At 42.4% G+C, this 26,065-nt stretch carries 28 protein-coding genes; 18 read left to right on the forward strand and 10 right to left on the reverse strand.

Annotated elements, in window-relative coordinates:
- Window positions 1-114: 114 nt before the first annotated feature.
- Together EP57_RS13540 and EP57_RS13545 are read left to right on the forward strand one after the other, a co-directional pair.
- A complete protein-coding gene (locus EP57_RS13540; protein WP_036087519.1) occupies window positions 115-1,089 on the forward strand; it encodes an ABC transporter ATP-binding protein in 975 nt (324 codons plus the stop codon).
- On the forward strand, window positions 1,086-2,600 hold the full coding sequence (locus tag EP57_RS13545) for an ABC transporter permease/substrate-binding protein (protein ID WP_036087521.1): 1,515 nt from the start codon (window positions 1,086-1,088) through the stop codon (window positions 2,598-2,600). The genes EP57_RS13540 and EP57_RS13545 overlap by 4 nt, the downstream gene beginning before the upstream one ends.
- Before the next feature lie 53 nt (window positions 2,601-2,653).
- On the opposite strand, the gene EP57_RS13550 is transcribed toward EP57_RS13545, so the two are convergent.
- Window positions 2,654-3,013, reverse strand: a complete 360-nt coding sequence (locus EP57_RS13550) for a Lin0512 family protein (protein WP_036087522.1) — start codon at window positions 3,011-3,013, stop codon at window positions 2,654-2,656.
- 12 nt (window positions 3,014-3,025) lie between these two features.
- Window positions 3,026-3,472 carry a MarR family winged helix-turn-helix transcriptional regulator gene (locus EP57_RS13555; protein ID WP_036087523.1) on the reverse strand — a complete coding sequence of 149 codons (447 nt, stop codon included), beginning with the start codon at window positions 3,470-3,472 and terminating at the stop codon, window positions 3,026-3,028.
- Between the two features lie 135 nt (window positions 3,473-3,607).
- On the opposite strand from EP57_RS13555, the gene EP57_RS13560 reads away from it, so the two are divergent.
- Window positions 3,608-4,048 carry a universal stress protein gene (locus tag EP57_RS13560; protein ID WP_036087524.1) on the forward strand — a complete coding sequence of 147 codons (441 nt, stop codon included), beginning with the start codon at window positions 3,608-3,610 and terminating at the stop codon, window positions 4,046-4,048.
- A gap of 50 nt (window positions 4,049-4,098) precedes the next feature.
- Here the strand turns inward: EP57_RS13560 and EP57_RS13565 are convergent, their stop codons facing one another.
- A complete protein-coding gene (locus EP57_RS13565; protein WP_036087526.1) occupies window positions 4,099-5,355 on the reverse strand; it encodes a nucleoside permease in 1,257 nt (418 codons plus the stop codon).
- 57 nt (window positions 5,356-5,412) lie between these two features.
- Window positions 5,413-6,231 carry a purine-nucleoside phosphorylase gene (locus EP57_RS13570; RefSeq protein ID WP_036087528.1) on the reverse strand — a complete coding sequence of 273 codons (819 nt, stop codon included), beginning with the start codon at window positions 6,229-6,231 and terminating at the stop codon, window positions 5,413-5,415.
- Window positions 6,232-6,406: 175 nt separating this feature from the next.
- Between EP57_RS13570 and EP57_RS13575 the strand changes: the two genes are divergently transcribed.
- Window positions 6,407-7,597, forward strand: coding sequence for an ROK family protein (locus tag EP57_RS13575; RefSeq protein WP_077916872.1), 1,191 nt, complete (start codon window positions 6,407-6,409; stop codon window positions 7,595-7,597).
- Between the two features lie 27 nt (window positions 7,598-7,624).
- Here the strand turns inward: EP57_RS13575 and EP57_RS13580 are convergent, their stop codons facing one another.
- From EP57_RS13580 to EP57_RS13590, 3 genes are all read right to left on the reverse strand, one after another.
- Window positions 7,625-8,488: an alpha/beta hydrolase gene (locus EP57_RS13580; RefSeq protein ID WP_036087530.1), complete on the reverse strand. Its 864-nt coding sequence runs from the start codon at window positions 8,486-8,488 to the stop codon at window positions 7,625-7,627.
- A 118-nt stretch (window positions 8,489-8,606) separates the two neighbouring features.
- Window positions 8,607-9,218 (reverse strand): immunoglobulin-like domain-containing protein, encoded by a 612-nt coding sequence (locus EP57_RS13585; RefSeq protein WP_036087531.1) that lies wholly within the window; start codon window positions 9,216-9,218, stop codon window positions 8,607-8,609.
- A gap of 154 nt (window positions 9,219-9,372) precedes the next feature.
- Window positions 9,373-10,695 (reverse strand): 6-phospho-beta-glucosidase, encoded by a 1,323-nt coding sequence (locus tag EP57_RS13590; protein WP_036087532.1) that lies wholly within the window; start codon window positions 10,693-10,695, stop codon window positions 9,373-9,375.
- Between the two features lie 228 nt (window positions 10,696-10,923).
- Here EP57_RS13590 and EP57_RS13595 point away from each other — a divergent pair, with 228 nt between their 5' ends.
- The 6 genes from EP57_RS13595 to EP57_RS13620 all read left to right on the forward strand — a co-directional run bounded on the left by EP57_RS13595 (window position 10,924) and on the right by EP57_RS13620 (window position 15,615).
- A complete protein-coding gene (locus tag EP57_RS13595) occupies window positions 10,924-11,676 on the forward strand; it encodes a MurR/RpiR family transcriptional regulator (RefSeq protein ID WP_036087535.1) in 753 nt (250 codons plus the stop codon).
- A 73-nt stretch (window positions 11,677-11,749) separates the two neighbouring features.
- Window positions 11,750-12,880: a globin domain-containing protein gene (locus EP57_RS13600; RefSeq protein WP_036087537.1), complete on the forward strand. Its 1,131-nt coding sequence runs from the start codon at window positions 11,750-11,752 to the stop codon at window positions 12,878-12,880.
- Window positions 12,881-13,024: 144 nt separating this feature from the next.
- Entirely contained in the window at window positions 13,025-13,291 is a 267-nt protein-coding gene (locus EP57_RS13605; RefSeq protein ID WP_036087538.1) for an ACT domain-containing protein, read from the forward strand.
- Window positions 13,292-13,309: 18 nt separating this feature from the next.
- Window positions 13,310-14,665, forward strand: coding sequence for a PFL family protein (locus EP57_RS13610; RefSeq protein WP_036087539.1), 1,356 nt, complete (start codon window positions 13,310-13,312; stop codon window positions 14,663-14,665).
- Between the two features lie 129 nt (window positions 14,666-14,794).
- Entirely contained in the window at window positions 14,795-15,250 is a 456-nt protein-coding gene (locus EP57_RS13615; protein WP_036087542.1) for a MarR family winged helix-turn-helix transcriptional regulator, read from the forward strand.
- Entirely contained in the window at window positions 15,247-15,615 is a 369-nt protein-coding gene (locus EP57_RS13620; protein ID WP_221630066.1) for a DUF1304 domain-containing protein, read from the forward strand. The genes EP57_RS13615 and EP57_RS13620 overlap by 4 nt, the downstream gene beginning before the upstream one ends.
- A gap of 23 nt (window positions 15,616-15,638) precedes the next feature.
- Here the strand turns inward: EP57_RS13620 and EP57_RS13625 are convergent, their stop codons facing one another.
- Entirely contained in the window at window positions 15,639-16,610 is a 972-nt protein-coding gene (locus EP57_RS13625) for a LacI family DNA-binding transcriptional regulator (RefSeq protein ID WP_036087544.1), read from the reverse strand.
- A gap of 150 nt (window positions 16,611-16,760) precedes the next feature.
- On the opposite strand from EP57_RS13625, the gene EP57_RS13630 reads away from it, so the two are divergent.
- From EP57_RS13630 to EP57_RS13660, 7 genes are all read left to right on the forward strand, one after another.
- On the forward strand, window positions 16,761-18,095 hold the full coding sequence (locus EP57_RS13630) for a 6-phospho-beta-glucosidase (protein WP_036087545.1): 1,335 nt from the start codon (window positions 16,761-16,763) through the stop codon (window positions 18,093-18,095).
- Between the two features lie 489 nt (window positions 18,096-18,584).
- Window positions 18,585-19,946, forward strand: coding sequence for a PTS sugar transporter subunit IIC (locus tag EP57_RS13635; protein ID WP_036087547.1), 1,362 nt, complete (start codon window positions 18,585-18,587; stop codon window positions 19,944-19,946).
- Between the two features lie 209 nt (window positions 19,947-20,155).
- A complete protein-coding gene (locus EP57_RS13640) occupies window positions 20,156-20,377 on the forward strand; it encodes a hypothetical protein (RefSeq protein ID WP_036067252.1) in 222 nt (73 codons plus the stop codon).
- 3 nt (window positions 20,378-20,380) lie between these two features.
- Window positions 20,381-20,557: an LPXTG cell wall anchor domain-containing protein gene (locus tag EP57_RS13645; RefSeq protein WP_114983024.1), complete on the forward strand. Its 177-nt coding sequence runs from the start codon at window positions 20,381-20,383 to the stop codon at window positions 20,555-20,557.
- Window positions 20,558-20,571: 14 nt separating this feature from the next.
- On the forward strand, window positions 20,572-21,000 hold the full coding sequence (locus tag EP57_RS13650; RefSeq protein WP_036087549.1) for a DUF3284 domain-containing protein: 429 nt from the start codon (window positions 20,572-20,574) through the stop codon (window positions 20,998-21,000).
- Between the two features lie 211 nt (window positions 21,001-21,211).
- On the forward strand, window positions 21,212-23,101 hold the full coding sequence (locus EP57_RS13655) for an LTA synthase family protein (protein ID WP_036087551.1): 1,890 nt from the start codon (window positions 21,212-21,214) through the stop codon (window positions 23,099-23,101).
- A gap of 14 nt (window positions 23,102-23,115) precedes the next feature.
- The gene (locus EP57_RS13660; protein ID WP_036087552.1) at window positions 23,116-23,490 is read left to right on the forward strand and encodes a nuclear transport factor 2 family protein; all 375 of its coding nucleotides are present in this window, start codon (window positions 23,116-23,118) and stop codon (window positions 23,488-23,490) included.
- A 99-nt stretch (window positions 23,491-23,589) separates the two neighbouring features.
- Here EP57_RS13660 and EP57_RS13665 read toward each other — a convergent pair whose 3' ends face one another.
- Window positions 23,590-23,790: a cold-shock protein gene (locus EP57_RS13665; RefSeq protein ID WP_036061193.1), complete on the reverse strand. Its 201-nt coding sequence runs from the start codon at window positions 23,788-23,790 to the stop codon at window positions 23,590-23,592.
- Window positions 23,791-23,966: 176 nt separating this feature from the next.
- Window positions 23,967-24,668, reverse strand: a complete 702-nt coding sequence (locus EP57_RS13670; protein ID WP_036087553.1) for a Crp/Fnr family transcriptional regulator — start codon at window positions 24,666-24,668, stop codon at window positions 23,967-23,969.
- A gap of 195 nt (window positions 24,669-24,863) precedes the next feature.
- On the opposite strand from EP57_RS13670, the gene EP57_RS13675 reads away from it, so the two are divergent.
- On the forward strand, window positions 24,864-25,889 hold the full coding sequence (locus tag EP57_RS13675; protein WP_036087555.1) for an Mrp/NBP35 family ATP-binding protein: 1,026 nt from the start codon (window positions 24,864-24,866) through the stop codon (window positions 25,887-25,889).
- Window positions 25,890-26,065: the final 176 nt, after the last annotated feature.

The following is a 26,065-nucleotide window of genomic DNA, read 5'->3' on the forward strand; positions in this document are numbered from 1 at the left end:
AATGCTTAATAGTGTAATTTTGTAGTTGATAGTGGTATTATTAAGAACAAATGTTTCTGTTTTTAGAATTAGGGTAACAAATAAACATGCTTAATTAGGAAAGGGAAGTGACCCATGATACGCTTTGAAAAAGTAACGAAACAATATCAAAACGGCGAACATGCAGTCAATAATGTGGATTTAAATATTAAAGACGGTGAATTTTTCGTTTTTATCGGTCCTAGTGGTTGCGGGAAAACAACGACTTTAAAGATGATTAACCGCCTCATTCCGCTGACGACAGGAACCATTTATATTGATGAAAAACGAATTAGCGACTATAACATTCACGAACTGCGCTGGAACATTGGCTACGTACTACAGCAAATCGCGCTTTTTCCACATATGACGATTGAGGAGAACATCGCGATTGTGCCAGAACTGAAGAAATGGGATAAAGACAAGATTCATCAGCGGATTACCGAATTGCTAGATAGCGTTGGTTTAGATGCGGAAAGCTACCGTAATCGTAAGCCTGCCGAGCTTTCTGGTGGGGAGCAGCAACGCGTGGGCGTAGTTCGTGCCTTAGCCGCCGATCCCGAAATTATCCTGATGGATGAGCCATTTAGCGCGCTTGACCCGATCAGCCGCCAGAAACTACAACAAGACATGATTGTACTACAACGCAAAATTAAGAAAACAATCGTTTTTGTTACGCATGACATGCAAGAAGCCTTGATGCTAGGCGACCGAATCTGCATCATGAAAGACGGCGAAGTAGTACAATGCGACACGCCAAATGAAATTTTACAAAACCCAGCCAACGAATTCGTGCAAAATTTCTTAGAATCAGGTAACGTGAACAAACACGTGCTATCTTCTAAGTTCACCGTACGCGATATGGTAGAACAAGGTTACTTTGACGCGCAGAAAGTTGATGGCGAAGCAGATTTTGCAGAAACGATTGCCGTGGAAGTATTATTACAACAATTGGCGAATCAAACGGTAGTATCAGTGGAACGAGACGGTAAAGCAGTTGGGCTTATTACACAACAACACGTCATTCAATTTTTGGCGAACCAGCTGGCAAGGGAAGGTGAGCACGTATGAGTAAGCTAATCGACACGTTTCAGGTGCGACAAGACGCTTTATGGGCCGCTTTAGTTCAGCACATTGAATTATCCTTCGTCTCCTTATTCATCGCTGTATTCATCGCTGTGCCGCTTGGAATCTATTTAACCAACCATAAACGCGCCGCGGAACCAATTATTCAAGTCACGGCAATTTTACAAACGATTCCTTCACTCGCGTTACTCGGTTTGCTAATTCCGCTCGTTGGGATTGGAACTTTTCCGGCGATTATTGCGCTTGTCATCTATGCACTGCTGCCAATTTTGCGAAATACATATACAGGGATTAAAGAAATCGACCCAGTATTAATTGAAGCAGCACAAGCCATGGGGATGAACCGTTGGAAACAACTATACAAAGTGCAATTACCGCTCGCTATGCCAGTTATTATGGCCGGGGTTCGTACGGCGATGGTCTTAATCATCGGAACGGCGACACTCGCAGCCCTAATCGGAGCCGGCGGACTTGGGGACTTAATTTTGCTAGGAATCGATCGCAACGACAACAGCCTTATCTTGCTCGGAGCCATTCCAGCAGCCCTACTCGCAATCTTATTCGACGTCATTTTGCGCTACATGGAAAAAGCGTCGTTCAAACGCACCTTAATCACGATTACAGGCGCATTAGTCATAACTGCGAGCATTATCATCGTCCCATATTTCACCCAACCACAAAAAGAACTAGTCATCGCTGGGAAGCTTGGATCAGAACCTGAAATCTTAATCAATATGTACAAACAACTCATCGAAAACGACACAGATCTAAAAGTAACCGTCAAACCGAACTTAGGAAAGACCAGTTTCGTGTTTAACGCTCTAAAATCAGGCGATGTTGACATTTATCCAGAGTTCACCGGAACCGTCCTAGAAACCTTCTTAAAAGTCCCTGCTAAGAGCCATGATCCAAACGAAGTATACGAACAAGCCCGCGCAGGCCTTGCCAAAGAAGACAACATGACATTCCTAAAACCGATGAAGTACAACAACACATATGCCGTCGCAGTTTCCAATGAATTTTCCAAAGCATATAATCTTGAAACAATTTCGGACTTGCAATCTGTGCAAAGCGCCGTCAAAGCAGGATTTACGCTAGAATTCACCGATCGCGATGATGGCTACAAAGGCTTGCAGAAGCTCTACAAACTGAAATTCGACTCACTGAAAACAATGGAGCCAAAATTGCGCTACACCGCTTTGAAAGCAGGCGACATCAACACATTGGATGCCTACTCTACAGACAGCGAAATCGCGCAATACAAGTTGAAAGTATTAAAAGACGACAAACAATTATTCCCGCCATATCAAGGTGCACCGCTAATGCTCACATCAACCATCAAGAAATACCCAGAAATCAAGGCACCACTTGAGAAATTAGCCGATAAAATCACCGACCAAGAAATGAGCGAGATGAACTACGAGGTCAACGTCAAAGGCAAATCCGCCGAAGAAGTTGCCAAAGCATATTTACAAAAAGAAGGATTAATTAAATAGCATAAAAATAAGCTGGGCAGTGTTTATAGACACCGCCTAGCTTATTTTTTACACTAATATCCTGTTTCTACCGAAGCGTTTACAATATACATCAAGTCGTTCTTATCCGCTTTGTCAGCAAGGAAAATACCGCTCGTTGTTACCATTCCGCCCGCCATAGTTTCTACAGTCACGGTGCCATAAGGAATAATCGCCTTAATCGCATCATGATCTAGTAACTCAGCGTCACAAGGCAAGGCCAATTTCACATTAACGACCATATTGTTCAAGTCGCCATCCGGAAGAAAAGCCTCGATACCTGGCATTGAATTCGTAAATATCGCATGGCGCACCGCTCGAACAGCAGCTTTCGTAATATCTTGACCATGCACATCCACACCGAATCCTGTCTGAATAAATACAATTTTCTCCATCCAATCACACTCCTATTTAAAAAATGCGAAGCCTGGTCGTTCTTTTGCATATTGCTCTAATACGTTCATCCAAACCTTGCCCTCTGGATCATCGCCAGCCGACAATGCAGCAGCCATTTGACGTCGCTGTGCCTCCCCAAGCTCAGCTTCAATCATTTGTCCAGCTTCCGTCAAAAAGACGCATCGCACCCGTTTATCCAATTCAGAAGGTTCAATCGTGATGTATCCCTTTTCCTTAAGTTCTAACAACGGCTGATGTAACGCCTGTTTCGAAACTTCCAGCAAAGTCAACAACTCATTCATTTTAACACCCGGAGAACGCGCCACAAAAAACAAAATCCGATGATGCGTCCGCGTAATGTCATACTTGCCAATAAGCCTGTCTGCCGTTTCCACAAACGTCTTGTACGCGAAATAAAATAGAGCGATCTGCTGATTTAATCGATCCTCTTTATCCATAAACTATCCCCTTTTTACAAAAGATAAATTTAGTATAGCACAAATTACGAAAAGTAGGAATGTGTGACAAAAAATCATAATAAGGGTATGAATTTGTTCATTCAGGGGTATAGTTTTATAAAGGAGTGATGAATCATGGGAAATAAATATACACGAATCTTAGTCGCGCTGGACGGTTCCAAACAAGCCGAAATCGCCTTTTTAAAAGCAGTAGAACTAGCCAAAGCAACAGGTGCCAAACTTGGTATCGCAAGTATCGTTGACGTCCGCTCATTCTCACCGAACCTATCTTATGACGGCGTACTCGAACAATTGGCTACCGAAGAAGCCACCGCCAGACTCGCCGAATACAAAGAACTCGCCGAAAAAGCCGAAGTCACAAGCGTAACCACCTTTTTAGAAGCCGGCAATCCAAAAACACTACTAGCTCGCGACATCCCAGCCGAATTCGACGCCGACGTACTTATTTGCGGAGCAACAGGCCTCAATCGCATTGAAAAAATCGTTCTCGGAAGCGTCTCAGCTTACGTTTTACAACACGCCATATGCGACGTATTAGTAGTCCGCGAAAAATAAAAAACGCAAGACATCATGCTCTGGTGGGAGTTTGGATGTCTTGCGTTTTATTAGTGTGTGATCTCCAAGTTTTTCATTTTTTCTGGTTCATGTTTGTAGCGGAATGTGAATTGGAAAACGATGGCTAGAACGAGCGTGTAAGCCGCGAAAATCAGCCAAATCATTGTCCAGTCTTTCACGCCATCCACCGTAAAGTAATCAACTACCATGCCGCTCAAAATTGCGCCAACATAGGCACCGACTCCGTTTACCATCGTCATAAATAAGCCTTGCGCACTTGCCCGAATATCTTTGCTCACTTCTTGCTCCACGAAAATCGCGCCAGAAATGTTGAAGAAATCAAAAGCACAGCCATAAACAATCATAGATAGTAGCAATAATACAGTACCAAACGGCGTCGGATCACCGAAAGCGAACAATCCAAACCGCAATGTCCAAGCAATCATACTCACCAACATGACCGTTTTAATCCCATATCGCTTTAAGAAGAATGGAATAGCCAGAATAAACACGACCTCCGCCATTTGCGAAACCGATAATAAAATCGATGGATACTTCACAACTAAACTATCCGCAAACAGAGGATTCAAGCCAAAGTCATGTAAAAACGGGTTACCAAACGTATTCGTAATTTGCAAAACAGCTCCAAGCAACATTGCAAACAAGAAAAACACTGCCATTTTTGGCTTTTTAAAAAGAACGAAAGCATCGAGTCCGAGCATGCTGACCCAGCCTTGATTTTTCTTTTTGTTGGCAGTTGGAATGGAGGGCATCGTTAGGGAATACAGCGCTAACAACAAAGAGGCACCAGCGGCAATATAAAGTTGCACATTGCTAAGCTCGAATTGGCCAAGACTGATCGTCCACATCGCGATAATAAAACCAACCGTACCAAAAACACGAATTGGCGGGAAATTAGTAACCGTATCAAGATTTGCTTTTTCCAAACAGAAATAAGAGACCGTATTAGAAAGCGCTAGTGTCGGCATAAAGAACATAGCGTTCACCAACATCACCCAAAACATCACTGTTGGGTCACTCACAGACGCCGCATAAAAGAGGGCACCAGCACAAATCAAGTGACACGCCGTATACAAATAATTCGCCTTAATCCACTTATCCGCAATAATCCCCATCAATGTCGGCATAATCACCGCGGCAATTCCTTTCGAACTATAAACAATCCCAACCTCCACACCCGAAAAACCGAGCGTGTTCAACATATACGAGCCGAGAGTTATGAGCCAGCTCCCCCAAATGAAATACTGCAAAAACGACATAAAACGAAGACGCGTTTTAATCCCCATGATGTTTTTCCCTCCAAATTATACAAACTTATTTTTATTTTGATAAAAAGCGGTCAATCAGAAACGTTCAACAATTTCCGCAACAAGTTTTAAGAAAGTAGCTTTTACACGTTCGGCTGTTTCGATAACTTCATCATGGCTCAGTGGTTGGTCAAGAATGCCGCAAGCCATGTTCGTTAAGCAAGAGATACCAACAGTTTCAATCCCAGCATGGCGGGCAATCAGAGCTTCTGGAACAGTAGACATTCCAACGGCATCAGCACCAAAACCGCGAATCATTCGAATTTCTGCAGGCGTTTCATATGTCGGGCCAGTCCACCAAGCATAAACACCTTCACGCAAAGTCACGTTTTGTGCTGTAGCAACGTCTTTCACGATACCGCGCAAACGCTTACTATAAACTTCCGAAACATCTAAGAAACGCACGCCAAGATCCGGATTGTTTGGACCCATCAATGGATTGTTAGCCGTCAAATTAATATGATCGGTAATCAGCATCAAATCGCCAGGATTAAAGTCGACATTCACCGCGCCGCAAGCATTCGTAATGATTAATTTCTCTACACCAAGCGCTTTCATCACACGAACAGGGAAAGTAACTTCATCCAGCGGGAAGCCCTCATAATAGTGGAACCGGCCTTTCATCGCAACGATTTGTTTGCCGCCAATTGTACCGATAACAAGCTCGTTCGCATGTCCCACAGCACCTGATTTCGCAAAATGAGGAATATCGTTATACGGAATATGAATCGCATCCTCAATCGTATCCGCAAATGGCCCAAGTCCAGAACCTAAAATAATCCCGATCGTAGGTTTGACCGCCGTTAATGACTCAATATACGTTAAAGCCTCGTTAATGTGTTTTATTTCATGCATGTTAATATCCTCCTTGTAAAATATATATTTGATTTGTAAAACGCTTTCACAAGTAATTCTAGCATGAATAAATCCGAAAGTAAATAACTTTTTTTCATTTTGATAAAAAGAGTTTGAAATTGCTTTTTTGGCGGGCATTTGATACATTTTTACTATACAAGAGGGGGTTATGGCGATGGTCAGCAATATGTTGGAGTCGTTCCGAACTACACAAAATTCGAAAATTAAGAAGCTAAAAACATTATATAATCTAATTCGCAAACAAGAAGGCATAACGGTTGAGGAGCTACTTACCCAAACCGGGATGAAGCCTGCAACATGCGCGCGTTTGCTTGATGAATTGAGTAAAAATCACCTTATTAACAGTAATCAGCTTGGCGTTTCGACCGGCGGACGTAAGCCAATTTTATATCGAATTAATCCAGAACAAGCCTACTTAATCGGCATAGAAGTGACGGATATTTATTCCACCATTGTTTTATCCGATTTGAATTTAAAAGAAATAGGCCATAAAAAAATCCAGATGGGTGATGAAAAGTCGATTTATAAACGATTAGATGTTTTTATCGCACAAACATTGGATTTGCTACAGGAATATGATAAATCGATGGACGATATTTTAGGCGTGGGAATTTCGGTGGATGACCTTTTTGATCAGGTGAATTATACCGAAGTGCAGCGGGAGGATATTGAAAGCTATTTGAAGGCGCAGCTTCCGACGTATATCATGGTTGGCAGTGGGGTGAACTTCGCGGCATTGGCCGAGTACCGCTTGCATTATTGGCAGACGAGTGACCGGTTTTTATTTACGACTGGCGATATTGAAATCCGGAGTGCGAAGATTGAGTCGGGCGTGGTGAACTCAGGACAAGGCGGCATGACAAACGCATTCGGGCATACAATCATTGACACGAATGGCTCCCGTTGCTACTGCGGCTCATACGGCTGCCTACACACATACAGCTCACTTCCAGCGATTAAAGCCGAAATACAGCAAAAACTAAAACGAGGCGAACCATCCTTACTATCCGAACTAACAGATAATCCTGATACATTGGACTACTTCACGATTTTCCAAGCATTAGAACAAGGCGATCCAATGTGCGAAACTATTTTAAAAAATGCGGCATATTACTATGGCATCGCGCTATCGAATTTAATTTTGACAACACAGCCAGACACCGTCGTTTGCGGCGGTACACTTGTCCCGAAAGCGACCTTTTTTGAAGACGTGAAGCGGACTGTGGAAGAACGGTTGCAAGCTTTTCCAAAAATAAATACGACGATCTATCCAGCGAAAGAATCATATGAAATTGTGGCCCAAGGTGCGGGCGGAATGGTTTTAGAGCGATTTTTGAGCGAATGAAAAAACTAGGACGGGAGATTCTCCTTCCTAGTTTTTTGCTAGTGATATTTCTTTTTTGTCACCCGGATATTCGTATAGAAACCAGGCGATTTTTTTCTGAATATCGGGACTCGCGAATAGCGTTCGGTGGTCGTATTCCTCGCCTTTATAGTAGCTTTCTAAGTATGCTTTTGCCTCGTTTTTGAAAATCAGACGAGAGCCGAATGCGCTTAAGACGGGGACGATGTCATCGGAGAAGCTGCCGTCGTCAATATTGCTAGCTATCGAAAGGACGAGTAAATCGGGATTAATTTTGGCACGGTTTTTTTCGTATTTTTGCAAGAGCGGGGTTGCTTTTGGAACGTCAGTGAATGCTAAATCGCCCTTATTGTCGTCTGGATCTAAGTCATTGTACGGCGAACCGATGGCTACAAGGCGTTCTAAAGTCGGCGCTGTTTTGGCGTATTTCTGTGCATAGGTCGACAACACAAGGCCGCCATTGGAATGACCAACACCATCGAACGCGGCGAATTTATACTTCTTCTGCAAGTCTTCCATCGCTAGCCTCAGCCAAATCGCTTGCTGTGTAATGCTCGCATCAATACTATCGGCAAAACCTATTTGAACAATCGGATGCAGCGCTTTTTTGCTAAAAGTACCGTGATAAGTTAGCGCACCGTCCGTTCCAATATGAAGTTTGATACGCTCGTTGGACGTGTGGTAATCATCTATAAAAACATCGCTAAAACCGTCCAATGTATCTGTACTTCCGCCAGTTCCATGAACGAGAATAAGCGCGTTTTGAGCAGAGAGGTTAGGCAGGTTTTTCATGTCTTGTTCTGTGGTTTTGTCCGTACTGCAACCAGCGAGCAAGAAGATAAGTAGTGCAATGAATGTGACGCTTTTTTTCATGGGTGATGAGTCCTTTCTTGATAAGTTGTGGTTATGTAAAGTCTAGCATAGAAGGAGTTGCGTTTCAAATAAGCAAAAAAGAGTTTGAGCATCATCTACTGCATGCTCAAACTCTTTCTCATTTCACCGTTACATAGATTGTTTTCTCAGCAGTTAAGCCGTAGAAATTCGATGCGGTGTATGTTACGAAATATTTTCCGGGGATATTCGTATTTAAATCGCTGGCCTTAACATGAAGGAAAATCCGGATGTCGCCTGCAAGTTCGTCGAAAGCTGACACATTTTTTATGAAATCAAAATCGGTACCGCGTGTAATGGTCGCATCTTGTGCTTCGATAATTGGTTTAGCAACGACATTGACTTCGACGCGGCGCTCTTTCCAACGGCCATCGGGGGCAATGGCGCGGTAGGTCACGTGGTATGTTCCGACTTTGCTCGTGTCGACATCGTTTTCTGTTACTAAAATCGAAGGTGTTAAATCGATATGGTTGTCATCGTCGTAAGCAGTTAACGAAATCGGTGGCATCATTGGGTCGAAAATCGTGTTTTTCTCAACGAAATAGCGATGGGCATGCAAGGAAATTCCTTTGATGCGGTCGCTGCCAGAGATTAATAAATCGTGTTTTTCGGGAATTGTTTTCGCTTTGACATTGCGGTGTGCGAGGCTAGTTGGAAGCAATAATAGGACGGCAGATGTAACGAGGGCTGTTGTGGTTAATTTTTTATACATGTTTGTTTTCACTCCTAGTAATCGTATACTAACATTATACATCGAAATGGGATAAAAAGGTGTTAAATAATGCACATGATTGCGATTTTTTTGTGTACTTTTCGACACAAATAAAAGACACCGAACGGTAAAATGCTCGGCGTCTTTGGCATACTTATTTATTTTTGAAGAAAAGTGGTAAATGTTCTTTGTGTGCTTCTAGTAGTTCGTCAAGCAAGACACGTGCATCGGTATCGCTTGGTACTAGAGGGTTTACAGTTAGTGCTAGCAATGCTTTATCGTAATCGCCAGTCACTGCGGCTTCGGCTGTTAGGCGTTCTACCGTTTTGATTTGTTGGATGATGCCGTTGATTGCAACAGGAAGGTGACCGCTTGCTAGTGGAATCGGACCTTGACGTGTAATCACGCAGTTTGTTTCAATCGCAGAATCGGGATCGATGTCCAAAATGGCACCATTGTTACGTGTATTGACGATTTGAATATCGCGTTTATCATTGTAAATCGAGTTAATCAAGTTACATGCAGCTTCACTATAATAAGCACCGCCACGTTGTTCCAATTGTTTTGGTTTTTCAGCTAAATCAACATCTTTATACAACTCGAAAAGTTCAGCTTCAACGCGTTTTACGACTTCTGCACGTGTACCGTGTTTTTCGTAAGCAGCTTGTTGATCTTCCAGTTGAGTACGTGTTTGCCAGTAATAGCGTAAGTAGTCGATTGGAATCATGTTTAAAGTACGTAAGAATGTTGCGTCCCAACCAGTTGCATTAATATTTTTCAAAGTAGAGCCAGATTCGCCTTCTGTCATTTTTGTAACGACTTCAGCAGTAACATCTTCGCCATCTTTATAAACTGTTTTTGCAAAAACCATATGATTTAAGCCGACAAATTCCACGTAAATTTCGCTGTGGTCAACGCCTAGAATATCCGCAATGTTTTTCTCAATGCCGATTGGGCCATTACATAAGCCGACAACTTTTTTGATATTGCTGTAACGAAGAACGGCTTCTGTTACCATTCCAGCAGGGTTCGCGAAGTTGATCAACCAAGCTTTAGGGCACAGGCGCTCCATATCTTTACAAATGTCTAGAATAACAGGAATTGTACGGAAACCTTTAAACATACCACCAGGGCCGTTAGTTTCTTGTCCGACAACACCGTGAGAATTCGGAATACGTTCATCTTTCACACGCGCATCTAATTGACCAACGCGCAATTGTGTTGTAACGAAATCAGCACCTTTTAGCGCTTCTTCACGATCCATTGTTAAATGAATTTCGATATCCGCACCAGCTTTTTCAACCATGCGTTTCGCTAAATTACCAACGATTTCTAATTTTTCTTTACCAGCAGGAACGTCCACAAGCCAGATTTCACGGACTGGTAATTCATTTTGACGTTTGATGAAACCTTCAATTAATTCGGGAGTATAGCTTGAGCCGCCACCAATTGTGGCGATTTTGATACCTTTAGACATCAATATTTCCTCCAATATAATAGATTTGAACTCACGACAAGTTCACAATTTGCTTTACGCTTTCTTCCTCCATAGTATAGGACGAAAATGAAAAAATAGCTACGATTTAATGATTATTTGGTAAGGATTTTTGAAGATGGAATTTGTTACTTTTGTGTAACGAGTTGTCACAAGTGTGTTAAACATGATAAAATATCGGTATAAAGCTGGATTAGGAGGCATTGTTATATGCTTTTTTTAGACAAAACAATCGAACTAAACGATACAGAAATGACGATTTACCACTATGTAGTCGGCAATTTGGACACGGTTATTTACATGCGGATTCGGGATTTAGCCGATGCAACCCATGTTAGCACAACGACAATTTTACGATTTTGCCGGAAATTTGGGTGTAACGGTTTTTCCGAGTTTCGTGTGAAGCTGCAAATGTACGCGCAGAATCGGACCAAAATCAGTGTGGATATGTCGGATGAGACAACGTATATTGATTTTCTAAAACGCACAGCTCAGCCTGAATTCAAGGCAAATATTGCCCAGTCTGCGAAAATTTTACGCGATGCGGAGTTGGTTTTATTTGTTGGCATCGGGGCGTCTGGAATTATCGCTGAATATGGCGCGCTCTATTTCTCCTCTTTGTTCACGTTAGCGCTACATATCGAAGACCCGCTAAACCACCCGTTTTACCACTTGTCTAGCAAAATATCCGACAAAATCTGTCTCATCGCGATCTCCGTATCAGGCGAAAACGAAGATCTCATTAAATACATTCACCAACTAAAAACCCAGAAATGCAAAATTATCACGATTACCAACAGCGCCAAATCAACAATGGCAAAACTGTCCGACGCGAACATCCCGTACTACATCAACAAAGAAATGTACCAAGAAGCCGACATCACATCCCAGCTCCCAGCCGTGTATACAATCGAATGCATCGCCCGCGAAATCAGAACCCAGATAGACCGCGAAGAAAAATAGGGAAAACCCTGAGAAAAATGCTTTGTGTACTATGTTAGAATAGATGTATACCATTTTTTAGGGGGATTGAATCATGATAACAGAAGAACAAAAACAAATCGTAAAATCAACGGCACCACTTTTGAAAGAGCATGGGAAAGAAATCACATCTATCTTTTACAAAAAAATGTTCGCAGCGCATCCGGAGTTATTGAATTATTTCAACATGACGAACCAAGAAATCGGCACACAACCACTGGCACTAGCCAACACGGTTTATTTAGCAGCCGAAAACATTGAGCAATTAGAAGTGCTCTTACCACAAGTCAAAACAATCGCGCATAAACATAGAAGCCTGACAATTAAAGCAGAGCACTATCCAATCGTCGGCGAATATTTACTAAAAGGCATCGCAGAATATCTCGGTGATGCAGCCACACCAGAAATCCTAGAGGCATGGGGCGCAGCGTACGGCATCATCGCAGACATTTTCATCGAAGTAGAACAAGAAATGTACGACGCACTCGGCGATACGCGAAATCAAGATTTTATACCTTTTAAAATCGCTGATAAACAAGATGTCACGCCAAATATCTTCACTTTGAATTTAGTTCGTGATGATGGCGGTAAACTGCTCGATTTTAGCCCTGGCCAGTACATATCGCTACGTATAAAACTGGACCAACTTTTCCATAATCGCCAGTATAGCCTAACAAAAGCGTTCAATAATCAATACTACCAAGTCGCAATCAAACGCGAAAACGAACATGATCCAGCAGGCGTTGTTTCCAACCATATTTACGATAATTATCAAATCGGCGATACAATTCTAGCAACTTTACCAGCAGGCGATTTCACGCTAAACACTACGAATAATCAGCACACATTCATCGCAGGTGGAATCGGTATTACACCAATAGCAGCAATGATTGACAGCTTCACGAAACCAGAAGGACTAGAACTCATTCATTGCGTGCGCTCCGAAGAATACGCCGCCTTCTCCAAAGACTTCCAGACACAACTTGGCGCCCACTACCACCAATTCGCAGGCAAAAAACTAACAAAAGCAGACATCGAAAAACTTGTCCCATCAGGCTCCGCCATTTATTTATGCGGACCAGTGCCATTCATGCAAGAAGTCGAAGCATTACTACTAGAACTAGGTCACGAGCAAAAGAACATCCACTTCGAAGCTTTCCAACCAGCACTCAGCCTAATAAAATAAATTGAAATACCTGCTTAGTCATCCCGTTGAGCAGGTATTTTTTGTTTAGAAATCATTAAATTTATTTTTTTCTAAATACTTAGTGAAATGTTGTCGCATAAGAAGTATAATAGAACCTATCAATTAAAAAAGGAGCTGAAGAATTTGAAAGCAATTTTAACAGTAATAGGGAAAGACAAGGTCGGCATTATATCTGGCGTAAGTAGCGAACTAAGCACACTTGAAATCAACATTCTCGACGTATCCCAAACCATTATGGACGGCTATTTCACAATGATGATGATGCTAGATATCACAACGACCAAACCATTCGACGACATAAAAAGCCAACTTGCGAAAAAAGGCGAAGAATTAGGTGTTAAAATCAGCGTCCAACGCGAAGAAATTTTCAATTCAATGCATAAATTATAAGAAGGAGGTGCCGCTCATATGGAAACAAAGCAAATATTAGAAACAATCCGCATGATTGAAGAAGAAAAGCTAGACATCCGAACAATTACAATGGGAATCTCACTGCTCGACTGCATAGACAGCAACGGGGAAAAAGCGCGCGCAAACATCTACAAAAAAATTACTACATACGCCGCAAAATTAGTCGAAACCGGCGAACAAATCGAATCCGAATACGGCATTCCAATCATCAATAAACGCATCTCCGTCACACCAATTGCTATCATTGCTGGCGCATCAGACGACAAAGACTACGTTGCATTTGCCAAAACATTAGACGAAGCAGCACGAACAGTAGGCGTCAATTTTATCGGTGGCTTTTCAGCGCTAGTCGAAAAAGGTTACACAAAAGGCGACAAAATCCTGATTCAGTCCATCCCAGAAGCATTGGCACAAACAGAGCACGTATGTTCATCAGTTAACATTGGTTCCACACGCACAGGAATCAACATGGATGCCGTTCGTGACATGGGCGAAGTCATCAAACAAACCGCAGAACTAACAGCAGACACACAAGGATTAGGCTGCGCAAAATTAGTCGTTTTTGCTAACGCAGTAGAAGACAATCCCTTCATGGCAGGCGCTTTCCACGGCGTTGGCGAGGCAGATTGCGTAATAAACGTTGGCGTCAGCGGCCCAGGTGTTGTAAAACGCGCCATCGAAAAAGTAAAAGGCGAGAGCTTCGATAAAGTCGCCGAAATGGTCAAACAAACCGCCTTCAAAATTACACGCATGGGCGAACTAGTCGGACAAGTCGCATCCGAACGACTCGGCGTCCCATTCGGCATCGTCGACCTCTCCCTAGCACCAACACCAGCCGTCGGAGACTCCGTCGCACACATATTAGAAGAAATGGGCTTAGAAATGGTCGGCACGCATGGGACAACCGCAGCACTCGCGCTCCTAAATGACGCAGTGAAAAAAGGCGGCGTCATGGCATGCGGACACGTCGGCGGACTAAGCGGCGCCTTCATCCCAGTCTCCGAAGACATCGGTATGATCGAAGCCGTCAACGCAGGAGCGCTCAATCTTGAAAAACTAGAAGCAATGACTGCCATCTGTTCCGTGGGGCTAGACATGATTGCGATACCAGGCGACACACCAGCAACGACCATCGCCGCAATGATCGCCGACGAAGCAGCAATCGGCGTCATCAATAACAAAACAACCGCCGTCCGCATCATCCCAGCCAAAGGCACAAAAGTAGGTGACATGGTCGAATTCGGCGGACTACTAGGAACAGCCCCCGTCATGAAAATAAACCAAAACTCATCCGCAGATTTCATCGCACGCGGCGGCCGAATCCCAGCCCCAATCCATTCCTTTAAGAACTAATCACGAGAGCGAGGACGCGCATCAACCATCCTCGCTCTATTTTTGCCAAGCAAATACATTGCATCCCACTCTAAATTAGTTCATAATAGAACTATCCTAAATTGAACTAAAAAAGAAAAGAGGTATCCCATGCCAACCCTACAACAAACCGGCGATATCATCAAAGCCATCGTCAGCGTTAACAACGCCCTCAGCCAAATCACCAAGCAACACGAATCCGAACTCGGCGTCACATTCCACCAACTCGCCATCATCAACACAATCCAATTCCACCAAGGCGGCACACTAAAACAAGTCATCGACCAACTATCCCTATCCAAAAGCACCGCCAGCACCCAAGTCGATCAACTCGTAACCAAAGGCTACATCAAGCGCGAATTTTCTAAGAAAGACCGCCGCGAAACAAGGCTGACCCTCACCACCAAAGGCATCGAACTTGCCCAACAGAGCATCGAGATTCTCCCATTTTATCAAACCACCCAAGAACAACTCGCAACCCAATCCCCAGCAACCATCGAAGCCATCACAGAAACATTAACCCAAGTACTAACCCAACTACAACATCTAAAAGGAGCAAAAAAATGATCCCCATCCTAACCACTATTTTTATCGTAATCGTTGCCCTCATGCACTTTTACATCATGTATTTCGAAATGTTCGCCTTCACAAAACCAAGAACACTCAAAACATTCAACATCACAAAAGAAAAAGCCGAGAACGCCAAAGAACTCGCCGCCAATCAAGGTCTATACAACGGTTTCCTAGCAGCCGGCCTCGTCTGGAGTGTCCTTTACCCCGACACCCAAATCGGTTTACAAATCGCACTTTTCTTCCTAAGTTGTGTCGTCATCGCAGCACTATACGGCGCCGCCACAGTGTCCAAACGAATCTTCTTCGCACAAGGCATCCCAGCAATCATCGCACTCATACTAACGATTATTTCTATATAAAGAAAAACGACGCGACACACAAGTCACGTCGTTTTTCTTTCCACAAGCGTAAATTCCAAATGCTGCAACGGCTCATCCTTATCATCTAACCGATTCGAAATAATCCGAAACGCATTTTCCGCCTGCAAATCAATCGGATAATGAATCGTCGTCATATCAAACAAGCGCGCCACATTATTCGTATCATCAAACCCGACAACCGCCACATCCTCAGGAATACGAATCCCAATTCGCCGCGCCTCCGCAATAAACCCAGAAGCCAAATAATCCGTCGGGCACAAAATCGCATCCGCCTTCACATCTTGCGCCAACCACCAGTGCGCAATCTCCTCGCCATGCGTAATCCGTCCCTTATTATAAAAATGCTCCATCTCGTTCGGATTAAGCCCATACTTCTCACAAAAATCAGCAAAAGCCCGCATCCGACCACGCGTATTTTTTCCCGACATTCGCCCGTAAATATTCACAATTCGGCGATATCCTTGCGCGTACAAATGCTCCAATCCCAACATATACCCATCATACTGATCCATAAAAACCGAAGCCACTTTCTGCAACTCGACCCGTTCCCACGTCACAATCGGCCCATATTTCGCATATTTCTCAATCAAATCCCAAGGACTGAGCCGCAAAACAAACACGAGCGCATCCAACTGCTTATGACGCAACATCTCGAGCGCTTCCAGTTCCCGCTCCTTGCTCCCGTTTGTCACGAAAACCGTCACATTATATCCATCCTCCTGCGCCGCCATCGAAAAACTCCGCAGAAAAACCCCCATCGAATTATCAAAAGTCAGAGCCACGATACCAAGCATCATCGTTTTGCCCTTTTTCAAAGAAACCGCGTTACGATTCGGTGCATAATCGAGCTGATCTACAATTTCCTGCACCCGCGCCCGCGTTTCATCACTCACATAACCACGTCCACTCACAACCCGCGAAACCGTCGCCGCAGAAACCCCAGCCAGTTTTGCAATATCTTGAATATTTGCCATCGAAACCATCACCTCTTCCTTAATTAGTATACCGCAAAAACCAAAATAAAAAAGTTTTGAATTAATCCTTGACCTGTAATGCATTACATAGAATACAATAAAGAAGAGCAAGAGAAACCGCTTTATAAAATTTCTTGGAGGTATGTATAAATGAGTAAAGGCGTAAAAATCGTTACCATTGGTGGAGGATCAAGCTACACTCCAGAACTAGTAGAAGGGTTCATTAAACGTTTTGACGAATTACCAATCAGAGAATTATGGCTAGTAGACATCGAAGCAGGCCGTGAAAAATTAGAAATCGTTGGCGCAATGGCTAAACGTATGGTAAAAGCAGCAGGCATTGACTGCGAAGTACATTTAACACTTGATCGTCGCGAGGCATTAAAAGATGCTGATTTCGTAACAACACAATTCCGCGTAGGTCTTCTTGACGCACGTATTAAAGACGAAAGCATTCCGTTAAGCCACGGTATTATTGGACAAGAAACAAATGGTGCAGGCGGTATGTTCAAAGCCTTCCGTACAATTCCAGTTATCCTAGGAATCGTAGAAGATATGAAAGAACTATGCCCGAACGCTTGGCTTATCAACTTCACAAACCCAGCTGGAATGGTGACAGAAGCCGTTCTTCGCTACGGCAAATGGGACAAAGTTATCGGTTTATGTAACGTTCCAATCGGCGCAATCAAGAGCGCATCAGACGTCCTTAAAAAACCAGAAGAAGATCTATTCTTCAAATTCGCCGGAATCAACCACTTGCACTGGCACCGCATTTTTGATAAAGACGGCACGGAACTAACAGAACAAGTTATCGACGGCCTTTACGCACCAGATGCTAACCCAGAAAAAGTAGTAGAAAACATCAAAAACATGCGTTTCCTATATGAACAAGTTCGCAATCTAAAAATGCTACCATGTCCATATCATCGCTATTACTACATGACTGACAACATGTTAGAAGAAGAACTAGAAGCCTTCAAAACAGAAGGAAGTCGTGGTCAAGTTGTAAAACGTCTAGAAGAAAGCCTATTCGAACTTTACAAAGATCCAAATCTAGACCACAAACCAGAAGAGTTAGCAAAACGTGGCGGAGCACACTACAGCGACGCAGCATGCGAAATCATCAACTCTATTTACAATAACAAAGGCACGATGATGGTCGTTTCCACACGTAATAACGGAGCGATTGACGATGTTCCTTACGATAGCGCCATTGAAATCACAAGTGTTATCCGCGCTCACGGTGCAGAACCAGTCAACTTCGGCAAGTTCCCACCAGCACAACGCGGCTTGCTACAAGTGATGAAAGCAATGGAAGAACTAACAATCGAAGCAGCAGTAACAGGCAACTACGACACAGCCCTACAAGCCTTCACGCTAAACCCGTTAGTTCCAAGCGGCGACATCGCACAAACAGTCCTTGATGAATTACTAGAAGCACACAAAGAACACCTACCACAATTCTTCACAAAAGTAGAAGCATAAAATTTCTTAAGCACGCAGCCGCCAAATCTGTGTGCTTTTTTTGCAATAAAATTTTGGATAGAGTAGCGATTTTGTGAAACAATATTGCCGAATAGAATAATTCGTAAAAACCTAAAAGTCTATACATACCAAGTGTGTACAGCTTTTTTTGTGTTTACACGGTTTACATTTATGTGTGTAAACGCTTTACTTTCACAAGAAAAGCTTGGCGTATGAAGCGCTTCCACGTTTTTTTCGAGATGTTAAAAAGTTGGCACGCTTTTTGCATTATAGTTAAGTGAATCCATAAAACCTTAATTTGAAAACGAGAGGAGGACATCCCTAGCACTTCATAGGTCGAATGGAGGTTGTTCGCATTCAAACGCTTAGAAGCTGACATAATCAAATAATCCCAAGTTTTACGAACGGATCAAAAAAGGGTATAAGTTCACGGGGTTGTTCGACGAATGCCGATAAACCACAATAAGCTTCAAAATAGGGAGGATAATTATGAACGGACTAACTAATTTTTTAGAAAAGTATTTCGTACCAGTTGCGGCTAAAATCGGCTCGCAAAAACATTTAGTCGCGCTTCGTGATGCATTCATTTCAACGATGCCTATCACAATGGCCGGCTCAATCGCAGTTCTTTTGAACGCATTCTTTAGAGATTTTCCAACGTCGTGGGGTTGGACGGGCTTTGTTGAAGCCATGCAACCACTAATCGGAGTCAATGGATATGTTTGGGCAGCGACACTTGCAATCGTTTCCTTAGTATTCTCAGTGTCATTAGGTTATAACTTATCGAAAGTGTATGAAGTTGACCGCTTAGCCGGTGCACTTGTTTCACTTGCAGCATTCGTTATGAACTTGTCACAAACAGTAGCAGTAGATCCAATCAAAAACGCGATCTTAGCAGCTAATCCAAAAGCAGACGTTTCCATGATTCAACCAGTTTGGGGATTCCTTGATCTTAACCAAGTGAATGGTACTGGTTTGTTTACAGCAATGTTATTCGGTTTTATTTCTACTATTATTTATGCCAAATTAATGCGTGCTAACATCACAATCAAGATGCCTGATTCAGTGCCACCAGCAGTAAGTAAAGCGTTTGCGGCTATCATTCCTGCATTAGTTGCACTTTATATCTGTGCGATCATCGACTGGTCGTTCGTTAAAATTACAGGCCTTGACGTTATCACATGGATTTCTAAAACAATTCAAGAGCCACTACTTGCCTTGTCACAAGGTTATGGCGCGGTATTGTTAGTAACATTCTTAGTTCAATTACTATGGTTCTTCGGTATTCACGGACCAAACGTACTTGCTCCAGTTCTAGAATCACTTTGGGGTACAGCACAACTTAACAACATTAACGAAGCTGCAAAAGGTGTTGCAGGTTCAGATCTTCCATACCAATGGGTTCGTGGTTCATTCGACGCTTACGTATGGATGGGTGGTTCAGGTGGTACATTGGTACTTATCATTGCACTACTTATGTTCTCGAAACGAGCGGATTCCCGAACAGTTGCGAAACTGTCACTCGGGCCTGGTATATTCAACATCAATGAGCCAATCATGTTCGGTCTACCGATCGTGCTTAACTCTATCTATCTAATTCCATTTATCATTGCACCAATGGTTATGGTTACAATCGCTTACTTTGCAACAACATTGGGTCTCGTAGCCCCAGTTAAAATTGCAGTAGTCTGGGTAATGCCACCGCTTCTAAACTCATTCCTGGCAACCGGAGGAGATTGGATGGCGCCTGTCATATCCTTAATAAACATGGTCATAGCCTTCTTAATCTGGGTACCTTTCGTTATCACAGCGAACAAGGTTGGTGTACCAGAAGAAGAAATGAAAGCCTAAATTGCTCAAGCGAGGCGACCAATGCTCATAAACGTCGTCCTCGCTCGAGTTTGGTGGCACAGAACAGGTTTCTCGTGCTACCAATTTTAGTCTGGCGCTATTCTTAGTGATAGGCCAGACCATTATGTGCATTCGTGTTTAGATGATATTCTTTACACTCCACACGCCAAACAAGTATAATAAAGGTAATATTGAAGGAGGTAATGAAAATGATCGTAATTAGCAGTCCTATGAAACGTGATTTTTTTGTAGAAACATTGGAGAAGTATAATGAAAATGGTGTCACTTTTAAAAAAGTAGACGAAAAAGGGATTAAATTATATTTCGAAACAACGGCTGAGGATGAAGAAGCGGCTGTAAGAATCGCAAAAGACGTTATGAAAGCAACTGATATTGGCGCTGTTCTTTACTTCCAGGTTACTGTGGAGTAAATGATGAAAAGTGCAGCAAACGGACTATTTATAATGAGTCTTGGCTTAATCATTATCGTATTCAGCCCAACATTAGGCGGTACGTCAACGAATTTGCCAATGATGCTTACTGGAGTTTTAGTAGTTATTTTAGGCGCGCTAATGGTATTTTTGAAGAAGAAAAAAGATAAGAAATCCTAAAGGGAGATGGCAATATGAACGTTTCCACAAAGCTATACATCTCACAAAAAGAGTGTTTTCATACAATCGCTAAGTCGGTTATCTACGACGTGAAACAAGCGACCGGAAAAAATCTGCCAATGCAAAAGCTACAAGGGCTGAAGTACCGCCGGAAAATGTCCAACGGTGCCACAGTTGAAACGAAAATCACAGAATTTCAATTTCCAAATGTATATCAATTCGAAACAACAAGTCGCGTGAACTTACACCGGACAACCTATACCGTTACCGAAATTAGCGACCACGTTTGCGAAGTCACGTACAAAGAAGAAATTGAAGCCGAGAAGTGGATGCAGAAAATGAATAATATGTTGGTAGGTACCATTTTCGCATTTTTGAGGAAAAAAAGGGTAACACGTTTGTTGAAAGCCATGGAAGCGTCCGTGATTACAGCAAGCAAATAAAAGGGATCATTAGGCGGTATTACCCCAATAATTGTGGTATCCCAAGTGCCATTAATAAGAAATATCGCTTTTTGATATAGAGCAAGAGCAGTGAGGCATGTCTCACTGCTCTTGCTCGTTCCTATTTGATTCTATGAGTCACTATAGTATAATACCTTAGAAGAAGCACGAGAAAATTCAGCGTTATTGCTTACAGAGGAGATTTTTTATTATGACTGCACCAAAACAAAGAAAGCAGCTCAAACATCCATACCTAGTAAGGTCACTTCGAACGCTAGGCTTTGGGCTTATACTATCTGTTCTTTTACATATTCTACTTGATGCCTCATTGAGTGGCTTTAATTTATCTGACACATTCGAAATGATTAAAACCTACCCAATCCCATTTTTGCTAGGAATTCTAGTATTATTACTCGTTTATTTATTCTTGATTTCACTTATCGGCAACTTGTGGGCCAGTACGACAATACTCGTCGGCACATCCATCGTTGTCGCTTTTGCAAACAATCAGAAGTTCCTAGAACGAGGCGAACCGCTTTATCCGCAAGAATTTGAAATGATTACCCAGTGGCGCTTCATGCTTTCCATGCTCTCCACATGGCTCGTCATTTTACTATTTCTTGGAATCGCCGTAATCATCGCCATTGCCTGGGTGCTAGACCGCTATTCGCGCAAAGTATCCGCCAAATATTACGGTCGTGATTTTAAATATTGGGACCGCAAAACACTCATCATTCGCGCAGTAGGACTCGTATTTAGCGGCGTGTTACTGTTCTCTTTAACCAATTTCCAAAGTTCCGACAACTGGCTCCGCAAAGCATACAACATCGATGCACAATGGAAAGACGTGGATCCGAAAGAAAGCTACCAACAATATGGCTTCGTCGGCGGCCTCATCTATAGTGCAACAGCAAACATCATGGACAAACCAGCAGGCTACAGCGAAGCAAAAATGAAGCAAATCACGAAGAAATACAATAAAATCGCCGATGAAATCAACCAAACACGCCAAAATAAACCGATGGACGATGTCAATATTGTCTACGTCATGAGTGAAAGTTTTAGCGATCCAACTAGATTAAGCGGTGTCACAACATCCTCAGATCCAATTCCAGAAACCCGCAAAATCATGGAGAAATACCCATCAGGCTACAGTCTTTCGCAAGGATACGGGGGAGGCACCGCCAACATCGAATTCGAAGCACTAACAGGGCTTTCTATGTACAACATCAACCCGCAAATCACATCGCCGTACCAAATGTTCCTATATCAAAAAGAAAAGTTCCCATCACTAGTCAGCTCACTCGCGCAAAACAATTACGAAACGATCGCGATTCATCCATTCAAACCATCATTTTACCGTCGCACAGACGTTTACAACGCGCTGCAATTCGACAAATTCATCAGTCGAGACGAGATGGTGCACACCGAGAAATTGGATGATAGCGAATATATATCCGATGCATCAGCCTACCAAGAAACACTGGATCAACTAAAAGCAAGCGACAAATCAACATTTATCCACCTTGTCACGATGCAAAATCACATGACTTACTGGGATAAATACATCAATACCATTGCCGTAGAAGGCGTTCCCGAAGAAAACAAACAAACCGTCCAAACCTATTTACAAGGCATTAAATATTCCGATGACGCTCTAACAGACTTCATCACACAGCTAAAACACCTAGACAAGAAAACAATGGTTGTTTTTTGGGGAGATCATTTGCCAAGCGTGTTCCCAGAAGAAATCGTCAACCAGAACACAGAACGAACGATGCACGAAACGCCAATGTTCATGTACGCCAATTTTGACCTACCGAAAAAAGACTACGGAACCATCAGCCCAATTTATTTTGCACCAAAAATGCTAGAACTAACAAACAGCAAAGTATCACCGTACTACGCATTGCTAACCGAAATGAGTCAACAAGTCCAAGGCCTAGAAAAGAACGTACTAATCGACAATCACAACAAAACCATCATCGAAGACCAACTATCCACCGAAGCCAAAGAATACCTAGCAGACTACAAAATGGTACAATACGACCTCATAAGTGGTAAAGGCTACACAAAAACAAGCATGTTCAAAGATAGGTAGGGGAGTGTTTTGACATGAACGCCACACACAAACAAATAGTCGAGGCCTATTTCACCGGCTGGATTTCCCAAAATAAACAACAAATACTAGACACGCTAAGAGAAGACGTTTACATTGAAGAATGCTACGGCCCGTGTTACAGCGGCAAAAAACAAATAACAACCTGGCTAGACAACTGGTTCAAGCGAGGCGAAGTACTATCATGGAACATCACAGAAGAATGGTTCGACCAGAAAAAAGACACTTACATGTGCAAATGGCAATTCGAATGCCTATACAAAGAAGAAAAAGGTCGATTTGACGGCATGAGCATCATTATCTTCGCAAACAATCAAATCAAGACCATCGAAGAATTCCAAACCACCGCAAAACATGAATATCCATATTAATAATGGAGAGAAAGTGCGATAATCTATATCGCATTTTCTTGTTATGCACACAAAAAAAGAGCACTCATAAATGAGCACTCTTCTCTAAGTCAGCTAAAATTACGCTTTTTCAACGTTAGCAGCTTGAGGTCCACGTTGACCTTCTTCTACGTCAAAAGTAACTTTTTGGCCTTCGTCTAAAGATTTGAAGCCTTCACCTTGGATAGCGCTGAAATGTACGAATACATCGTCACCGTTTTCGCGTTCGATAAAACCAAAACCTTTTTCACCGTTAAACCATTTTACTGTACCTGTTTCCATATCAAAATTCCTCCTCGTGCACACTGGCACATAATATTACTATTCCTGCTTAGCGGTACGAAGTGGAAAGTTATTCACTAATCATTTCTTCACCAACAAAAATAAGTCTAGTTAAATATACCATGCTTTTTCAAATAAAGCAAACAAATAACCTTTTCCTCTCCAAAAAGAGGTCTTTAGGACAGTTGAGGAAGCTGATCGGCACCAAGCAAACGCCGCAACTCCTCCACATCCGTAATCACCCAAGGCTTTTTACTTGATATCAGAATTTTTTTTGCACGGAGTTCTGACAGCACTTTTGATGTATACCCTTTCGATGTATTAGAAAACTCCGCCAATCTTTTATAAGTCAGAAAAATAGGCAACTCAACACTATTGTTTTTTTGTCTAAATCCTAAATCAATCAAGGAAAGCAAACTAAAGTAAATCCGATCCTGCGAATTCAGCCGATCTTGAATCGTAATCGCATACAACTCTCTTCGCGTGCGAGCCATATAAGCCAGCAAAATATAGTTTCTCGGATCTTCCACCCGCATAACCTTCTTAAAAAAAGAAAATTCGACGCGCCACCACCGCACATCGGCTAGCATCTCAATTTTAGAAATGTTTGGAACATCGTCCTCATATATCGGCAAAAAAGGAAAACTCCCTGGACCAAACAAAAAATGAAACCGCCGACCTAACTGCCCATCATATTCATACTTCACATAACCTTGCTCAATTAAATAGAAATATTCGCGATCCCTATTATATATCAACTCAGTACCCTTCGAAACCATTTCTTCTATACAGTGATGATTAAACTGGGCATCCTTTTTTAAAAGTTTTAAAATATTGGCATTAGAAGCAAAGCTATCAATTGTTTCTTTCAAATACATGGCCAAGCCTCCTCCTAAACGAATAAATGGCTACCCCTACAATACCACAGAAACAATGACCTTACACATTTCAAGTCTGAAAAAAGGCGACAATCTTCATTATATGCAAAAACCTCGCGCAAGAATGGTGAAATATGTTATACTTTAGAAAGCGCTTAATATTTTTGGAGTAACTATAATTGGGAGGCCACAGAAATGCTTAATGAACAACAAATCACTAAATTACTAGAACGCATCATCGATCCAGTCTTAGAGGCAACATTATTAGAAACAGACGGGATAATAGAAGTTAGTGCAACAGAAGCAGGAACAACACTAGAAATCGCACTAGCAGACCCAGAACAACAAACCGAAGAATTCATCACGAACATCACAGACCTACTAAGCCAATTCGGACACGAAGAAATCCACTTAGAACTAAGCTACCTCCCAACATCAAAAATCGAAAAAATAATAGAAGGAAGAAACAACATCCTATCTCCAGAAAGCAAAACACAATTTATCGCAATAGCTAGTGGCAAAGGCGGCGTCGGCAAATCAACCATCGCAGCTAACCTAGCAGTATCACTAAGACGCCTAGGCAAAAAAGTCGGTTTACTAGACGCAGACATATACGGCTTCAGCCTTCCAGTTTTACTAGGCACCTCTGAAAGCCCAACAACTAAAGACGAGAAAATCATTCCAGTCACTACATACGGCATCCAATTAGTCTCCATGGAATCTTTCGTTGACGAAGGCGAACCAGTCATTTGGCGTGGCCCGATGTTAGGCAAAATGATAAAGATGTTCCTAGAAGACGTTATGTGGGACGCACCGGACTACCTAATCATTGACCTCCCACCAGGAACTGGCGATGTAGCCCTAGATATCCACACACTATTACCATCCTGCAATGAAATCATCGTAACCACACCACATCACGCGGCAGCAACCGTAGCATCCCGAGCCGGCATCATGGCACAAAAAAATAATCACCACATTTTAGGCGTTATAGAAAATCTATCCTATTATTTATCCGAATCAGGCGAAAAAATATATTTATTCGGTCAAGGCGGCGGAGAAAAAGTAGCCGAAACCCTAAAAACAGAACTATTAATGACCTTCCCAATCGAACAACCCGAACAAAACAAGAATGGCTATCTATCAGGTATCTACGAAGAAAACACACCACTTGGTGACGACTTCCTGACCCTCGCAAAAAAAATAAATCAACATTTATAATAAAAATATGCAAAAAAGTATTGACGAATGGATAAATAGTTGGTATATTTATAAACGTTGCTGATGCACATAACGCAAACCGCAACACATGAGATTGCTCTTTGAAAACTGAACAAAAAACAAAGATAAAACCAAGAAAACAGCAATGTTTTCAGGTAAGAATCGCAGGGCGGAAA

Origin of the sequence: Listeria booriae, assembly GCF_000766865.1 — a bacterium.
GTDB lineage: Bacteria > Bacillota > Bacilli > Lactobacillales > Listeriaceae > Listeria_A > Listeria_A booriae.

Excerpts from the sequence above, each read along its gene's own strand:
- EP57_RS13540 (WP_036087519.1), top strand. The coding sequence starts at position 115 with ATGATACGCTTTGAAAAAGTAACGAAACAATATCAAAACGGCGAACAT.
- EP57_RS13545 (WP_036087521.1), top strand. The coding sequence starts at position 1,086 with ATGAGTAAGCTAATCGACACGTTTCAGGTGCGACAAGACGCTTTATGG.
- EP57_RS13550 (WP_036087522.1), bottom strand. The coding sequence starts at position 3,013 with ATGGAGAAAATTGTATTTATTCAGACAGGATTCGGTGTGGATGTGCAT.
- EP57_RS13555 (WP_036087523.1), bottom strand. The coding sequence starts at position 3,472 with ATGGATAAAGAGGATCGATTAAATCAGCAGATCGCTCTATTTTATTTC.
- EP57_RS13560 (WP_036087524.1), top strand. The coding sequence starts at position 3,608 with ATGGGAAATAAATATACACGAATCTTAGTCGCGCTGGACGGTTCCAAA.
- EP57_RS13565 (WP_036087526.1), bottom strand. The coding sequence starts at position 5,355 with ATGGGGATTAAAACGCGTCTTCGTTTTATGTCGTTTTTGCAGTATTTC.
- EP57_RS13570 (WP_036087528.1), bottom strand. The coding sequence starts at position 6,231 with ATGCATGAAATAAAACACATTAACGAGGCTTTAACGTATATTGAGTCA.
- EP57_RS13575 (WP_077916872.1), top strand. The coding sequence starts at position 6,407 with ATGGTCAGCAATATGTTGGAGTCGTTCCGAACTACACAAAATTCGAAA.
- EP57_RS13580 (WP_036087530.1), bottom strand. The coding sequence starts at position 8,488 with ATGAAAAAAAGCGTCACATTCATTGCACTACTTATCTTCTTGCTCGCT.
- EP57_RS13585 (WP_036087531.1), bottom strand. The coding sequence starts at position 9,218 with ATGTATAAAAAATTAACCACAACAGCCCTCGTTACATCTGCCGTCCTA.
- EP57_RS13590 (WP_036087532.1), bottom strand. The coding sequence starts at position 10,695 with ATGTCTAAAGGTATCAAAATCGCCACAATTGGTGGCGGCTCAAGCTAT.
- EP57_RS13595 (WP_036087535.1), top strand. The coding sequence starts at position 10,924 with ATGCTTTTTTTAGACAAAACAATCGAACTAAACGATACAGAAATGACG.
- EP57_RS13600 (WP_036087537.1), top strand. The coding sequence starts at position 11,750 with ATGATAACAGAAGAACAAAAACAAATCGTAAAATCAACGGCACCACTT.
- EP57_RS13610 (WP_036087539.1), top strand. The coding sequence starts at position 13,310 with ATGGAAACAAAGCAAATATTAGAAACAATCCGCATGATTGAAGAAGAA.
- EP57_RS13615 (WP_036087542.1), top strand. The coding sequence starts at position 14,795 with ATGCCAACCCTACAACAAACCGGCGATATCATCAAAGCCATCGTCAGC.
- EP57_RS13620 (WP_221630066.1), top strand. The coding sequence starts at position 15,247 with ATGATCCCCATCCTAACCACTATTTTTATCGTAATCGTTGCCCTCATG.
- EP57_RS13625 (WP_036087544.1), bottom strand. The coding sequence starts at position 16,610 with ATGGCAAATATTCAAGATATTGCAAAACTGGCTGGGGTTTCTGCGGCG.
- EP57_RS13630 (WP_036087545.1), top strand. The coding sequence starts at position 16,761 with ATGAGTAAAGGCGTAAAAATCGTTACCATTGGTGGAGGATCAAGCTAC.
- EP57_RS13635 (WP_036087547.1), top strand. The coding sequence starts at position 18,585 with ATGAACGGACTAACTAATTTTTTAGAAAAGTATTTCGTACCAGTTGCG.
- EP57_RS13640 (WP_036067252.1), top strand. The coding sequence starts at position 20,156 with ATGATCGTAATTAGCAGTCCTATGAAACGTGATTTTTTTGTAGAAACA.
- EP57_RS13645 (WP_114983024.1), top strand. The coding sequence starts at position 20,381 with ATGAAAAGTGCAGCAAACGGACTATTTATAATGAGTCTTGGCTTAATC.
- EP57_RS13650 (WP_036087549.1), top strand. The coding sequence starts at position 20,572 with ATGAACGTTTCCACAAAGCTATACATCTCACAAAAAGAGTGTTTTCAT.
- EP57_RS13655 (WP_036087551.1), top strand. The coding sequence starts at position 21,212 with ATGACTGCACCAAAACAAAGAAAGCAGCTCAAACATCCATACCTAGTA.
- EP57_RS13660 (WP_036087552.1), top strand. The coding sequence starts at position 23,116 with ATGAACGCCACACACAAACAAATAGTCGAGGCCTATTTCACCGGCTGG.
- EP57_RS13665 (WP_036061193.1), bottom strand. The coding sequence starts at position 23,790 with ATGGAAACAGGTACAGTAAAATGGTTTAACGGTGAAAAAGGTTTTGGT.
- EP57_RS13670 (WP_036087553.1), bottom strand. The coding sequence starts at position 24,668 with ATGTATTTGAAAGAAACAATTGATAGCTTTGCTTCTAATGCCAATATT.
- EP57_RS13675 (WP_036087555.1), top strand. The coding sequence starts at position 24,864 with ATGCTTAATGAACAACAAATCACTAAATTACTAGAACGCATCATCGAT.